The sequence below is a fragment of the Achromobacter mucicolens genome, assembly GCF_029866465.1.
In the GTDB taxonomy this organism is placed as follows: domain Bacteria; phylum Pseudomonadota; class Gammaproteobacteria; order Burkholderiales; family Burkholderiaceae_B; genus Achromobacter; species Achromobacter mucicolens.
The window spans coordinates 2,051,319-2,064,780 of record NZ_CP123364.1; the positions used below are offsets into that span (position 1 = coordinate 2,051,319).

The window sequence follows — 13,462 nt, forward strand, 5'->3', positions numbered from 1 at the left end:
GCGCGTCGACAAGATCCGTGCCAACCGCCTATCCGGTGAGAAATCGCCGGGTGTTGTTCACTTTTGTGAACATGTCGAGTGAACGGCTGTTCATTCATTCACGCCAGCGTGAACGTCGCTGGCCGCCGCTGCTGGTTTACCCGGATTTCGCGTGTCCAGCCGTGAAAGCGAATTGCAAGGCGTCCTTCTTAAAGTGCCTCCTCCTTTGGCTCGCGACATCCCGCGCGCCAGGATCTTTTCACAACAAACAGGGGAGCAAGCCGTGGGCAGCACCATATTTTCCAGGAAGCGCGATTTATGGGGCGGGGCGTTCGTTGCCCTGTGCGGCGCGCTGACTATTCTTGAAGCGATCTCGTACAACATCGGGGAACTGGCCCGGATGGGGCCCGGTTATTTTCCCCTGATGGTCGGCTGCTTTCTGGTGGCGCTGGGCATCCTGGTCCCGCTTAGCCCCGACCCTGATGAAGTGCAGGAAGAGATGTTGGAAGAGCAATTGCCCCAGCCAACGCAGCGTGAGCGCGTGCGCGGCATGGCGTGCATCGCGGGCGGCATCGCGCTGTTCATCATCCTGGGCAGTTACCTGGGATTCCTGCCCGCCACCTTCGCGCTGGTGTTTGTCTCTGCGCTGGGCGATACGTCCAACTCGGTCAAGTCCGCCGCCATCCTCGCGCTTGCGATGACCGTCTTTGGCGCGGTGGTGTTTTCCTGGGCGCTGCAATTGCAGTTTCCGATGCTGCGCTGGGGTTGAATCATGGATCTATTCGACAACGTATTGCATGGCTTTTCCGTGGCGTTGCAGTGGGAGAACCTGCTGTGGTCGCTGTTTGGCGTCTTCATGGGCAACATGATCGGCGTGCTGCCGGGCATGGGTGTGCTGGCGGCCATCTCGATCCTGCTGCCGCTGACCTACGCGATGACCCCGGTGGCCGCACTGATGATGCTGGCCGGCATTTATTACGGCGCGCAGTATGGCGGCGGCATCACCTGCATTCTGCTGAATTTGCCCGGTACGCCGTCACACGCGGTGACCTGCCTGGACGGCAATCCCCTGGCCCGGCAGGGCAAGTCAGGATCGGCCCTGTTCATGCTGGTCATGGCGTCCTTCGTCGGCGCCAGCGTGGGCATCGTCATCATGATCCTGTTTTCGCCGCTGCTGGTTGAGGTTGCTTTCCAGTTCGGCCCGGCGGAATATTTCTCGATGATGATGCTGGGCTTGTTTGCCGGCGCAACGCTGGCCAAGGGCTCGGCGATCAAGGGCATTGCGATGGTCTTTCTCGGGTTGCTGCTGGGTGTCGTGGGCACCGACGTCAACACGGGAACCATCCGCTACGGCTTCGGCGTCATTGAACTGAGCGACGGCATCCCGCTGGTGGCGCTGGCGATGGGCCTGTTCGGTCTTGCGGACTTCTTTGCCAACGTCAATCGCATTGGCAAGGCCACCACCGTGGGCGCGGGCCCCAAGATGTCGGTGCGCCCGGAACCCGGCGATATCAAGAAATCGGCCATGCCGGTCGCACGCGGCAGCGCCATCGGCGCCGTCCTGGGCATCTTGCCTGGCACGGGCGCGACGATCGCGTCGTTCATGTCCTATGCCGTGGAAAAGCGCGTTTCGAAGACCCCCAAGCGCTTTGGCAATGGCGCCATTGAAGGCGTGGCGGGTCCGGAAGCGGCCAACAACTCGGCCGCGCAGACCAGCTTCATTCCCACCATGAGCCTGGGCATTCCCGGCGACTCGGTGATGGCCCTGATGCTGGGCGCGCTGATCATCCATGGCATTCAGCCTGGTCCGCAGATGGTGACCGAGCACGCCGACCTGTTCTGGGGGCTGATTGCCAGCTTCTGGATCGGCAACATCATGCTCGTCGTGATGAACCTGCCGCTGATCGGCATGTGGGCAAGACTGTTGAAGGTCCCCTACAAGTATCTTTTCCCGTCTGCGCTGTTCTTCGTGTGTGTCGGCGTCTATAGCACGAACAACAACCTGTTCGATGTAGGCATGGTGCTGGTGCTTGGCCTGGTCGGCTACCTGTTCCTGAAGCTGCGGTTTTCCCCCGCGCCGCTGTTGCTGGGTTTCGTGCTGGGTCCGATGGTCGAAGAGAACTTCCGCCGTGCGTTGCTGTTGTCGCGCGGCAGCATGAGCGTCTTCGTTGATCGTCCGATCAGCGCCGGCTTTGTCTATGCGATCCTGGCGCTTGCCGCCTGGCTGGTGTTCTCGACGGTGCGCAATCGCAAGCGCGTCCGTGAGCTTGAGCGCGTCCAGGCCAACGCCTGACCGCCAAGCGGCGAAGCGCCGATATTCGGGGGCCACTGGCTGGCCCCTTTTTTTATTTACAGGAGGGAGTGATGAAGCAACTGGGGCTGAGTCAGGACACCAACAAGGCCGGACAGGCGCTGACGGTCGTTCGCGAGCTTCCCTTTGTGGAATTCATCGAACTGCTTGAATTCAGCCATTTGCGCTTTGACCTTCCAAAGCGCGGCTCCACGGCAACCTTGGTCGGTTCTCAGGAATGGAACCGGCAAATCCAGGATGACGCGGCCGATCCGGGTTCGGTCTATGTCTGCACGACAATCGACGCGCTGCACCACGCGGTGCTGCCCCCGGAAGACGCCGTACTGAAAATCGACATGCCCTCAAAGAGCCGCGTGCGCCTGCGAACGCTTTCACGCCAACGCGGGCGGCCCGCATCTCAGCCGTGCGTGCGCGTGGATTTGCAGGGACTGATACGGCGTGTTCTCGTGCCCGCCAATGCGCCTGCGCACCTTTTCGACCTGGTCAGGCATGTCGTCATGACGCGCCTCTGGGTGGAAGTTGCGCGGGTCTCGTCCGCTCGGTTCTGACAGCCGGATCACAAACACCCATCCCTTTTTCACACAGGAACGCCAACGTGACAGAGTCCGGTCTGCAAATCCTCGCCGCCATCGTTTTTGCGATTGCCTTGCTGCACACCTTTTCCGCGCCGATCTTCCTGCGCCTGGCGCATCGCAGCAAACGTCATGGCGGTCTGCTGCATCTCTTGGGTGAGGTCGAAGTCGTTTTTGGATTTTGGGCGGCGATCCTGCTCATTCTGATGGCGTTGGCCGCCTCGGGCAGCACGGCGCTGGCGTATGCCGAATCGCGCAACTACACGGAACCGGCTTTCGTATTTGTCGTGATGGTCATCGCGGCCTCGTTGCCGGTGTTGACGGTGGTGATGCGGCTTGTGGAACGCGTGGCTCGGGTCCTGCCCGTTCAGGACCAGACCGCCAAGGCGTGGTTATGCTTGGCGCTGGTTCCGTTGGCGGGATCCCTGGTGACCGAACCGGCCGCCATGACGATTGCGGCCATGATGCTGGCGCCGCAGGTCTTCCATCGCGACATGCCGGAGCGGCTGAAGTATCTGGCGCTGGGTGTCCTGTTCGTGAACATCTCGATCGGCGGGACGCTGACGTCCTATGCGGCGCCGCCCGTTCTGATGGTGGCCTCGACGTGGGGGTGGGATAGCGCGTTCATGTTCACCACGTTTGGCTGGAAGGCGGCGCTGGCCGTGCTGGTCAACGCCACGCTCGTGACCCTGTTGCTGCGTCCTTACCTGCGTTCTGGGGATGTGTTGTCGGCCAGGAAGGCCGCGGCGCCAATGTCGCCGGTCGTTATCGCCGTGCACCTGTTCTTCTTGGCCGCGGTCGTGTTCACCGCGCACCACCCGATCATCTTCCTGGCGCTGTTCCTGTTTTTCATCGGTTACACGCAGGCTTACAAGGCCAGCCAAAGTCCGCTCATCATCAAAGAGGCGCTGTTGGTCGGCTTCTTTCTTGCAGGGCTGGTCGTGTTGGGCGGCATGCAGCAATGGTGGTTGCAACCCATCGTGAGCGGGCTCGAACCCAACGTGCTGTTTGTGGGCGCATTGGCGCTGACCGCAATCACGGACAATGCCGCGCTGACCTATCTGGGTTCACTCATTGACGGAATTTCCGACCAGGCGCAGTACATGCTGGTGGCCGGCGCGGTGGCTGGCGGCGGGTTGACCGTCATCGCCAACGCGCCCAACCCGGCGGGCGTGGCGTTGCTTCGAGGCGGTTTCGCCAATGGTGCGGTCGGCATGCTTGGGTTGTTGTCTGGTGCGCTGGTGCCCACGGCGATTGCCGCTGCATTTCTCTTTTTTCTTTGAAATGTCGATTCGGTCCCTTTAGCGAACAAGCCCGCGCAGGAAGGGCCCAAAACGCGAAAAGCCGCGCAGTGCGCGGCTTTTCCGTTCTCGGTGCAGCAACGCCTAACCCATCTGCCCATACCTTCCAGCATTGAAGTCCTGGATCGCCTCGACGATTTCCGCTTGCGAGTTCATCACAAACGGCCCATACCCGACCACGGGTTCATCGATCGGCTCTCCGCTCAAGATCAAAAACACCGCGTCGTTATTCGCTTCGACCGTGATGTCCTCGCCCTCTTTGGAGAACAGCGCCAATTGCGCATCCCGCGCGACGGATTCGCCGTTGACCAGCACCGTGCCGCGCAGCATGACGAGCATGCTGTTGCGGCCCGCGGCAACGGGGAAGGTCGCCGTCTTGCCCGCCGCCAGCTTCACGTCCCACACGTCCATCGGCGTAAAGGTCCGCGCGGGGCCCGCTTGGCCAGCGTAATTGCCTGCGATCACGCGGAGCGTGCCGGCGGCGTCGGGCAGGTCCACGACCGGGATGTCTGCGTTCAGAATGCCCTGGTAGCCGGCCGGCGCCTTCTTGTCCTTGGCGGGCAGGTTGACCCAGAGCTGCACCATTTCCAGTTTGCCGCCCGTGCGGGTGAAGGCGTGGGAATGGAATTCCTCGTGCAGGATGCCGGACGCCGCCGTCATCCATTGGACGTCGCCGGGGCCGATGACGCCGCCGTTGCCGGTGGAGTCGCGGTGTTCGACTTCGCCGCTGTAGACGATGGTCACGGTCTCGAAGCCGCGGTGCGGGTGCTGGCCGACGCCGCGGGGCTGGCTGGCCGGACCGAATTCGGCGGGGCCGGCGTAGTCCAGCAGCAGGAACGGGCTGGTGTCGCGGCCTTTGTCGTTGTACGAGAACATGGAGCGCACCGGAAATCCGTCGCCCACCCAGTGGGGACGGGGGCTGGCGTGCACGCCGAGGATCTTCTTCATGGTGAGGTTTCCTGTTGCGCGGCCCCTTCGGGGCCGTTCGTCATAGGGAAGAAGATAAGGGCGGATCGGCATTCCCGGTAGTGCTCGTGATTGATAAGCACCGTTCCATGTGGCGAACGATCAATACGGGCCAGGCGGGCGGGCCAGCGTCGCGGCGGGTATCCTTCCGGGCATGGACAAGATCAGGGACGACATCGCGGCGGCGCGGCGCGAGGCGGTGGTTACGGGATTTGCCCCGGTGGTGGGGGACGGCCCGCGCGTGCTGGTGCTGGGCTCCATGCCGGGCGTGGCGTCGCTGCGGCAGGCGCAGTATTACGCGCATCCGCGCAACGCATTCTGGCCGCTGGCGGCGCGGATCTTCGGGTTCGATGCCGGGCTGGGTTACGACGAGCGGTTGCAGGCATTGCTGGCGAACCGCGTGGCGCTGTGGGATGTGCTGCAGGCGTGCGAACGGCCGGGCAGCCTGGACGCCGATATCCGGGGCGACACGCTGGTGCCGAACGATTTCAACGTCTTCCTGGACCGCTATCCCTCGATCGCGCGCATCTGTTTCAACGGCGCGAAGGCCGTGGCGATGTTCCGGCGGCATGCGTTGCCGAATCTGCCTTCAGCCGCCTCGATACAGTTTTTCGAACTGCCTTCGACCAGTCCGGCGCATGCTTCGGCCAGCTTCGCGCAAAAGCTGGCGGCGTGGGAACCGGCGCTGAGGCTTCCAACGCCCTGATGGGTCGTGCGGGCCAAACGCCCGCCGCCACCCTGACTCCGTCCCCCAATTGACGCTTATCAAAACCCTATATAACTACAAGTGATAAGTTAATTTCCGTAACACCTAAACGTTTCGGAGTTTAACGATGCACACCCCCACCAGCCCCCCGGAAACACCGCTGCCGGGCAAGCGTGGCTTTCTGAAAGGGCTGCTCGGCCTGGGCGCCGCGGCCACTGTCATTCCCATCCACGCCGACGCCGCGCCCGGGCTCAATGGCCAGCCGCCGCGCCGGCCCGGCATGGCGGGCAAGCGCTACGGCATGGTTGTCGACATGCGCAAATGCATCGGCTGCCAATCCTGTACGGTGAGCTGTTCGCTGGAGAACGTGCCGCCCATCGGGCAGTTCCGCACCACCGTCCTGCAGTACGAGGTCACGCCCGACGCGGGCGGGCCGTGTTCGATGGTCATGCTGCCGCGCCTGTGCAACCACTGTGACAAGCCGCCCTGTGTGCCGGTCTGCCCGGTGCAGGCGACCTTCCAGCGCGAAGACGGCATCGTGCTGGTCGACAACGCGCGCTGCGTGGGGTGCGGTTACTGCGTGCAGGCCTGTCCCTACGATGCGCGCTTCATCAATCACGAGACCCAGACGGCCGACAAGTGCACGTTCTGCGAGCACCGGCTGGAAGCCGGGTTGCTGCCCGCGTGCGTGGAAAGCTGCGTGGGCGGCGCCCGGGTGATCGGGGACATGAACGATCCGGACAGCGCCATTTCGCGGTTGCTGGCCGAACACAAGGCCGACATCAAGGTGCTCAAGCCCGAGATGAAGACCGATCCCCACGTCTTTTACATCGGCCTGCCCGATGCGTTCGTGCACCAGGTCGACGGCCAGGCCGGCGTGCGCCTGGCGGGCGGCCACTGAGCCAAGGAAGGGGACACTCATGCAAATCTCTGAATTGCTCACACCGGTCTACGACGCCGCCTGGCTGCCTTGGGCCGTGCAGTATTTCTTTCTTATCGGCATCAGCGCCACAACCGCGCTGACCGCCGCCTTCGCGGCCTTCGGCCGGGCCGACTCCGACGCGCGCCGCCTGCTGCCGGCGGCGGTGACGGTGCTGCTGGTCAGCGCCATCGCCGCGCCGGTGTCGCTGTTGGCCGACCTGCACCAGCCAGGCCGCTTCTGGCACTTCTATGCGCACATCACGCCGTGGTCGTGGATGTGGCTGGGGGCACTGCTGCTGCCGGTCTTCGTGACGCTGGCGCTGCTGTTCTGCGCGGTGTGGTGGTGCGGCCGGATGGGATGGCTTCGGGTGGTGGCGGCCGCGCTGGCGCTGTCGGCGCTGTCCATTCTGGTCTACACCGGCGCCGAGGTGATGGTGCTGCGCTCGCGGCCCTTGTGGCACACCGTGTTCCTGCCGGTGAACTTTGCGCTGACCGCCTGGCTGGGCGCGCTGGGCGCGATGTTCTTGGTGGGCCGCTGGCTGCCCGGCGGCCTGCGCGTGCAGCCGGTGGCGATGCTGCGCCGGCTGAGCGTGATCGCGGTCGTGATGATGGCGATGGGCGCGGGGGCGTGGGTGTTGCTGGGCCTCTCGGGACTCGATGCGTCTTTCGAGGCGGCGCTGCGGCTTTTCGCGGACTTTCCGGTCTGGCGCCTGAGCCTGGCGGGCGCGGTCATCACGGCCTTCTGCATCGTCGCGCTGCTGCAGCGGCCGGCGCGCACGCTGGCCGCGCCACTGCCGTCGGCCGTGCTGGCGCTGACCATGCTGGGCGCTGCGTGGATCTTCCGGTGGGTGGTCTTCATGAGCGTGCAGGGTGTGCCCAAGTACGGCGCGGGGCTGTACCTGTACGACATGCCCTGGGGCAGCGATGGGCTGCTGGGCATGGTGGGCGTGCTGGGGCTGTGCGTGGCGCTGATCACCGCCGTGACCTGGGCCCTGGACATCTCCCCCGCGCGCGCACGCGCCGTGGCCGCCTGAGCGCGCGCCGAGACGAAAGCACATGGAAAAGAACGCAATGGACAAGCAACACAAAGACGACAAGCCCGGCGCCGCGGACGATGGCGCGGATCTGCCTCGCGACGAGGCCCGGCGCAAGCTGATGATGCGCGGCGGCCTCGCGGCCGGCGGCATGGCGGCGTTTGCAGCGGGCTACGGCGACACGGTGGTCAAGGCGGTCAAGGGGCTGGCGCAGGGCACGGCCGGCGTGCCGACGGCGCATGCCGTGCGCGGCAACTCGCTGCCGCCAGAGTTCCGCATCGACCCGCTGACCGGTGCGCTCAGCGCCCAGCCGGGGCAGACGGTCAGCCCGTCGAGCTGCCTGGGCTGCTGGACGCAATGCGGCGTGCGGTTGCGCGTGGACACGGCCGAGAACCGCATCCTGCGCGTCGCTGGCAATCCGTATCACCCGCTGGCCACGACACGGCCGGCGGCCATGGAGACGCCGGTGCGCGAGGTCTACGCGCAGCTGGGCGGCGACAGCGGCCTGGAAGGGCGCGCCACCTCGTGCGCGCGCGGCTCGGCCATGCTGGAGCAGATGGACAGCCCGTATCGCGTGCTGCAGCCCTTGAAGCGGGTGGGCAAGCGCGGCGAGGGCAAGTGGCAGACGATCAGCTTCGAGCAACTGGTCGAGGAAGTCTGTGAAGGCGGCGATCTGTTTGGCGAAGGCCACGTGGACGGCTTGCGCGCGATCTGCGACCGCGAGACGCCGCTGGACCCCGACAATCCCGAATACGGCGCGAAGGTCAACCAGTTCCTGTTCACCGACGCCTCCAACGAGGGGCGCACGCCGCTGATCCAGCGCTTTGCGGGGCAGTCCTTCGGCACCGTCAACTTCAGCAATCACGGCTCGTATTGCGGGCAGAGTTTCCGGGTGGGGGCGGGCGCGGCGCTGGGCGACCTGAAGGGCATGCCGCACGGCAAGCCGGACTGGGACAACGCACGTTTCGGGCTCTTCATTGGCGCGGCGCCGGCGCAGGCGGGCAATCCCTTTCAACGCCAGGCCCGTCAGCTGGCCGAGGCGCGCGTGCGCCCGCAGAAATCGGGATTCAGCTACGTGGTGGTGTCGCCCGTGCTGCCGGCCTCGTCCAGCCTGTCGGCGGGATCGGGCAATGAATGGGTGCCCGTCAATCCGGCTAGCGATCTGGCGCTGGCCATGGGGCTGATCCGCTGGATTCTGGACAACGAACGGTTCGACGCGCGCATGCTGGCGCAGCCGGGCCCCGCCGCCATGAAGGCGGCGGGCGAAGCGGCGTGGACCAACGCCACGCACTTGGTGGTGGCCGAACCGGGCCATCCGCGCCTGGGCGCCTTTTTGCGTGGCGCCGATATGGGCTGGGCGCGCCCGGCCGACGCGGACGAGAAATGGGAGGACGTCTACGTCGTGCGTCTTGCGGACGGCACGTTGGCGCCGCACACGACGGCCTCGCCGGCCGCGCTGTTTGTCGACGAGCCGGTCGTCGCGCCGGGCTTGGCGGGTCCGCAAGCGGCGCTGCGGGTGCGCACCTCGCTGGACCTGCTGCGCGAAGAAGCGCGCCGCAAGACGCTGGACGAGTACGCCTCGCTCTGCGGCGTGCCGGCGGCGAAAATCGCGTCCCTCGCCGAGCGTTTCACCAGTCACGGCAAGCGCGCCGTGGCCGATGCGCACGGCGGCACCATGAGCGGCGCGGGCTTCTACACCGCCTACGCCATCGCCATGCTCAACACGCTGGTGGGCAACCTGAACGTGGAAGGCGGACTGGTGCTGGATGCCGGGCCGTTTCCGCCTTACGGCGCGGGGCCGCGCTACAACATTGCCGGCTTCGCGAACAAGGCCACGCCCAAGGGCGTGCCGCTGTCGCGCAACCGCTTTCCGTACGAAAAATCCAGCGAATTCAAGCGCAAAAAGGCCGCGGGCCAGCCTGCCTATCCGGCAGCCGCGCCGTGGTATCCGGCGACGGGCGGCCTCAGTTCCGAGATGCTGGCTTCGGCGCTGGCGGGCTATCCGTACCGTGCCAAGGTCTGGTTCAATCACATGAGTAACCCGGTCTACGGGATTGCCGGGTTCAAGCACGTGGCGCTGGAAAAGCTGAAGGACCCGCGCATCCTGCCGCTGGCGGTGTCGATCAACCCTTTCATCAACGAGACCAACGCGCTGGCCGATTACATCGTGCCGGACACGGTCACGTACGAAAGCTGGGGAGTGTCGGCGCCGTGGGCGGACGTGGTGGCCAAAGCCTCGACGGTGCGGTGGCCGACCGTGCAGCCGCGCGTGGCGCGCACGGCCACGAACGAGCCAGTTTGCCTGGAGACCTTCCTGATCGCGTGCGCCAAACGCCTGGCCATGCCGGGATTCGGCGAGGGCGCGATGTCAGACAAGGAGGGCGCCAAGTACGCGCTGGATACGCCCGAGGACTTCTTTCTGCGCGGCATGGCGAACATCGCGTTTGCCGCGGGACGGCCGGTGCCGCCGGCCAGCGACGACGACATGGCGCTGACCGGCGTCGACCGCTATCGCGACCTGCTGCAAGCCAAGCTCAAGCCTGCCGAATGGCGGCAGGTGGCCATGCTGATGAGCCGCGGCGGGCGATTCGACCGGACGGACGACGCCTGGACGCAAGAAGGCGGCCAGACACGCCGCACGCGCGTGGCGTATGCCAAGCCGCTGCATGTGTGGAGCGAAGAGCTGGCGGGCTTTCGTCATGCGATGACGGGTGAGCGGTACAGCGGCTGTCCCACCTGGTATCCGACCAGGCTGGCGGATGGCCGCGACATGCGCGATGCGTATCCGCGGCAGGAGTGGCCGTTCCTGCTGAGTTCGTTCAAGTCCAATCTGATGAGCTCGTTGTCGATTGGGGTGAACCGCCTGCGCCAGGTGCATCCGCACAACCCGGTGTCGATCAACCGGCAGGACGGCGAACGGCTGGGCATCCGCAACGGCGACACAGTGCGCATCGTCACGCCGGGCGGGTCGGTGACAGGGCCGGCGTTGCTGCGCGATGGCGTGCAGCCGGGCGCGGTGGGCATCGAGCACGGCTACGGCCACACCGAACTGGGCGCGCGCGTCCATGTCGTCGATGGCAAGCCAATGCCGCATGATCCGGCGCTGGCCGCGGGCGTCAACCTGAACGACCTGGGTTTTGGCGACGCGACGCGGGGCCAGCACGCCAACGTCTGGATCGATTGGGTGTCGGGCGCGGCGGTGCGGCAAGGCCTGCCTGCCCGGATCGAGCGGGTCTGACGGCTGGGGGGCCGGCCCGCGTGCGTGGCGGTAAGCGTCAGGGCACGACGGTGTCGGCCACCAGTGCCAGGCCGTCCGCCCGAGGCCCCACATCCGTCAGCACGCCGTTCAGGTCTCCGGCCTGGGCGGCGGCGTTGCCCGAGCGGCTGACGCGAATCTCCACACGCACCTTGCCGGCCTTGGACAGCGTGGCGTCCGGCGACATGGCTGTGCTGTCGTCCAGCACGAAGGCCCGCGGCAGGTCCGCGGCCTGCATCTTAAGGATGGCGACGGGCATGCGCGATCCCGACATGGGGCGCGCCAGGATGAAAACGGTGTCGGTCGGGCGGACCTGATCGCGCAGGGCGTCGGCGATCCGCGCCTGGCCGGCGAGCCGGGCGGTTGCGGTCGAAGCGCCGGCGGAAGGGGAGGGCGTCGCCACGCCGGATGCCGTTGGCCCCGGCGCCGTCGCCGGTTGGCCCGCGGCGGTGGATGCGGAATTGCCGGAAGCCGGCGGCGCGGCGGCTCCCCCGGCCGTGCCGCTTGCCGCCATGGCGCGAGCCTGGGCGATGTTCGTCTGGATCTGCCGCGCGGCCTCGGCGTCCGGGGGCAGCAGCGCGCGCAGCCGTTCCCAGTGCGTCAGCGCGTCGGCGGCGTCGCCGCGGCGCAGCGCCATCATGCCGGCCAGCGCCAGGGCCTTGGGCTGGTCGGGATCGGCCTGCAGCGCCTGCGCGACGGCGGCAATGGAGGCCTCGTCGGGCTGTCCCTGCCGTGCCGACAACAGCGCGTCGGCCAGATCGGCCAGCACGGCCGGTTGGCCGGGCACTAACCGCAGCACTTCCTGATACGCGGCGACGGCGTCGTTGTAGCGGCCCAGCGTTTCGTAGGAACGCGCCAGCATGTACCAGCCGTCGGCGTCATCGGGTGAGGCGCGCAGGCGCTGGGCCAGCGCGTTGACCGCCAGCGCCATGTCGTTGTCCGCCGCCTGCGCATGCGGCTCGGGCGCCTGCGACAAGGCGACGGTGGCGGCCGCGCGCGGATTGCCGAGCTGGCCGTACAGCAGCACTGCGGCCACCGGAACGGCCACCGTCAGCACGCAGGCCGCGGCCAGGCCGGCGCGCTGGCCGCCCAGCCGCGCGCGCGGATCGCGGCGCATCGCCAGATCCTGCAGCAGGTCGCGCTGCAGCTCTTCGTCGGCGCGGGCGTGCGCCTGCGGGGTGAGGGCCCCGTTGGCGAGATCGCGGCGCAGTTGTTCGCGCTGCGCAAGGTAGAAGGCGCGCACGCTGGCGTCCGACGCGGTCTCCGCGGCCGGCGTGCGGCGCAGCAGCGGCGGCACCAGGCAGAGCAGGGTGGCCAAGAGCAGGGCCAGGACAATGAGCCAGAGCGTGGTCATGAGCCGGAATCCAGGAAGCGGGCGGCGCGGGCGCGTTCGTCCGCGGTCAGCGGCGCGCGCACGCCGGCACGCCGCTTGAGTGTGCGCACCAACACCAGAAAGCCCAGCGCCAGCAGCGCGAAGGGGCCCAGCCAGAGCAGCCAGGTGACCGGCTTGAACGGCGGGTCGTAGCGCACGAAGTCGCCGTAACGGTCTTCGAAAAAGCGCATGATCTGCGCGTCGGTCTTGCCGTCGGCAAGCTGGCCGCGAATGAGGTTGCGCATGTCCTGCGCCAGAGGCGCATTGGATTCGGCCAGGGTCTGGTTCTGGCAGACCAGGCAGCGCAATCCATGCGCCAGCTTGTCGGCGCGCTGCTCCTGTTCGGCCGACAGCACGGCGGGGGGCTCGGCATTGGGCGCGGGCGCGGCAAGCAGGGCGGCGGGCAGCAGCACAAGGCTTAGCAGTAGCGGCAGAAGCAGACGATGCAGCGAAAGGTGACGCAGCGAAAGGTGACGCAGCGAAAGACGAAGCAGCGGGCAAGGCTGATAAGGCGCGGCGGTCATTGCAGCGCCTCGATGACAGGTTGCAGGCGGGTGCGCCATAGCTCCGGCGTGATGAGGCCCAGGTGCTTGTAGCGGATGCGGCCGTCGCCGTCGATCACGAAGGTTTCGGGCACGCCGTAGACACCGTACTCGATGCCCACGCGCCCGTCGACGTCGCTGGCGGAGGCCAGGTAGGGATTGCCATTGCGCGCCAGCCATTGGCGCGCCTCGTCAGGCTTGTCCTTGTAATTCAGCCCGTAAAGCGCAATGCCGTGGCGCTGCGCGGCCTCGCGCAGCACGGGCAGTTCGTCCTTGCAGGGGCCGCACCAGGACGCCCACACATTCAGCAGCCACACCTTGCCGCGCTGGGATTCCACATCCAGCGTCTTGCCGGGCTCCAGCAGGTCGGGCAGGCCGATGGCGGGCGCGGGTTTGTCGATCATCGCGGACGGCACCGCGCGTGGATCGCGCGACAGCCCTTTCGCCAGGAACACGGCCATCGTCAGAAAGATCGCAAGCGGCAGCAGATAGCGCAGCATCC

At 66.6% G+C, this 13,462-nt stretch carries 12 protein-coding genes; 8 read left to right on the forward strand and 4 right to left on the reverse strand.

Annotated features, from left to right (window positions below):
• The first annotated feature begins 262 nt into the window (after positions 1-262).
• The 4 genes from QEP15_RS09340 (at position 263) to QEP15_RS09355 (ending at position 4,145) form a co-directional block, all read left to right on the forward strand.
• The gene (locus QEP15_RS09340; RefSeq protein ID WP_280148703.1) at positions 263-748 is read left to right on the forward strand and encodes a tripartite tricarboxylate transporter TctB family protein; all 486 of its coding nucleotides are present in this window, start codon (positions 263-265) and stop codon (positions 746-748) included.
• Positions 749-751: 3 nt separating this feature from the next.
• Positions 752-2,272, forward strand: a complete 1,521-nt coding sequence (locus tag QEP15_RS09345; protein ID WP_280148704.1) for a tripartite tricarboxylate transporter permease — start codon at positions 752-754, stop codon at positions 2,270-2,272.
• A 71-nt stretch (positions 2,273-2,343) separates the two neighbouring features.
• Positions 2,344-2,838 (forward strand): hypothetical protein, encoded by a 495-nt coding sequence (locus QEP15_RS09350; RefSeq protein ID WP_280148705.1) that lies wholly within the window; start codon positions 2,344-2,346, stop codon positions 2,836-2,838.
• Between the two features lie 47 nt (positions 2,839-2,885).
• Entirely contained in the window at positions 2,886-4,145 is a 1,260-nt protein-coding gene (locus QEP15_RS09355; protein WP_280148706.1) for a putative Na+/H+ antiporter, read from the forward strand.
• A 102-nt stretch (positions 4,146-4,247) separates the two neighbouring features.
• Here QEP15_RS09355 and QEP15_RS09360 read toward each other — a convergent pair whose 3' ends face one another.
• Positions 4,248-5,111, reverse strand: coding sequence for a pirin family protein (locus QEP15_RS09360; protein ID WP_152384033.1), 864 nt, complete (start codon positions 5,109-5,111; stop codon positions 4,248-4,250).
• 172 nt (positions 5,112-5,283) lie between these two features.
• On the opposite strand from QEP15_RS09360, the gene QEP15_RS09365 reads away from it, so the two are divergent.
• From QEP15_RS09365 to QEP15_RS09380, 4 genes are all read left to right on the forward strand, one after another.
• Positions 5,284-5,835: a DNA-deoxyinosine glycosylase gene (locus QEP15_RS09365; RefSeq protein ID WP_280148707.1), complete on the forward strand. Its 552-nt coding sequence runs from the start codon at positions 5,284-5,286 to the stop codon at positions 5,833-5,835.
• 127 nt (positions 5,836-5,962) lie between these two features.
• A complete protein-coding gene (dsrO, locus tag QEP15_RS09370; RefSeq protein ID WP_056316165.1) occupies positions 5,963-6,736 on the forward strand; it encodes a sulfate reduction electron transfer complex DsrMKJOP subunit DsrO in 774 nt (257 codons plus the stop codon).
• Between the two features lie 19 nt (positions 6,737-6,755).
• Complete coding sequence (gene nrfD / locus QEP15_RS09375; protein WP_280148708.1) at positions 6,756-7,790, forward strand: NrfD/PsrC family molybdoenzyme membrane anchor subunit; 1,035 nt, start codon at positions 6,756-6,758, stop codon at positions 7,788-7,790.
• Between the two features lie 37 nt (positions 7,791-7,827).
• Positions 7,828-11,028, forward strand: coding sequence for a tetrathionate reductase subunit A (locus QEP15_RS09380; protein WP_425285986.1), 3,201 nt, complete (start codon positions 7,828-7,830; stop codon positions 11,026-11,028).
• Between the two features lie 37 nt (positions 11,029-11,065).
• Here QEP15_RS09380 and ccmI read toward each other — a convergent pair whose 3' ends face one another.
• Genes ccmI through QEP15_RS09395 form a run of 3 tightly spaced genes read right to left on the reverse strand, consistent with a single transcriptional unit; the run spans position 11,066 to position 13,460 of the window.
• Entirely contained in the window at positions 11,066-12,400 is a 1,335-nt protein-coding gene (ccmI, locus tag QEP15_RS09385) for a c-type cytochrome biogenesis protein CcmI (protein ID WP_175156741.1), read from the reverse strand.
• Positions 12,397-12,942 (reverse strand): cytochrome c-type biogenesis protein, encoded by a 546-nt coding sequence (locus tag QEP15_RS09390; RefSeq protein ID WP_217617863.1) that lies wholly within the window; start codon positions 12,940-12,942, stop codon positions 12,397-12,399. Before QEP15_RS09390 ends, ccmI begins: the two co-directional genes overlap by 4 nt.
• The gene (locus tag QEP15_RS09395; RefSeq protein WP_062841797.1) at positions 12,939-13,460 is read right to left on the reverse strand and encodes a DsbE family thiol:disulfide interchange protein; all 522 of its coding nucleotides are present in this window, start codon (positions 13,458-13,460) and stop codon (positions 12,939-12,941) included. The genes QEP15_RS09390 and QEP15_RS09395 overlap by 4 nt, the downstream gene beginning before the upstream one ends.
• Between the last annotated feature and the right edge of the window lie 2 nt (positions 13,461-13,462).

Bases quoted from the DNA above. Each gene is read 5' to 3' on its own strand.
- QEP15_RS09345 (WP_280148704.1), top strand. From the start codon at position 752: ATGGATCTATTCGACAACGTATTGCATGGCTTTTCCGTGGCGTTGCAG.
- QEP15_RS09350 (WP_280148705.1), top strand. From the start codon at position 2,344: ATGAAGCAACTGGGGCTGAGTCAGGACACCAACAAGGCCGGACAGGCG.
- QEP15_RS09360 (WP_152384033.1), bottom strand. From the start codon at position 5,111: ATGAAGAAGATCCTCGGCGTGCACGCCAGCCCCCGTCCCCACTGGGTG.
- QEP15_RS09365 (WP_280148707.1), top strand. From the start codon at position 5,284: ATGGACAAGATCAGGGACGACATCGCGGCGGCGCGGCGCGAGGCGGTG.
- dsrO (WP_056316165.1), top strand. From the start codon at position 5,963: ATGCACACCCCCACCAGCCCCCCGGAAACACCGCTGCCGGGCAAGCGT.
- nrfD (WP_280148708.1), top strand. From the start codon at position 6,756: ATGCAAATCTCTGAATTGCTCACACCGGTCTACGACGCCGCCTGGCTG.
- QEP15_RS09380 (WP_425285986.1), top strand. From the start codon at position 7,828: ATGGACAAGCAACACAAAGACGACAAGCCCGGCGCCGCGGACGATGGC.
- ccmI (WP_175156741.1), bottom strand. From the start codon at position 12,400: ATGACCACGCTCTGGCTCATTGTCCTGGCCCTGCTCTTGGCCACCCTG.
- QEP15_RS09390 (WP_217617863.1), bottom strand. From the start codon at position 12,942: ATGACCGCCGCGCCTTATCAGCCTTGCCCGCTGCTTCGTCTTTCGCTG.
- QEP15_RS09395 (WP_062841797.1), bottom strand. From the start codon at position 13,460: ATGCTGCGCTATCTGCTGCCGCTTGCGATCTTTCTGACGATGGCCGTG.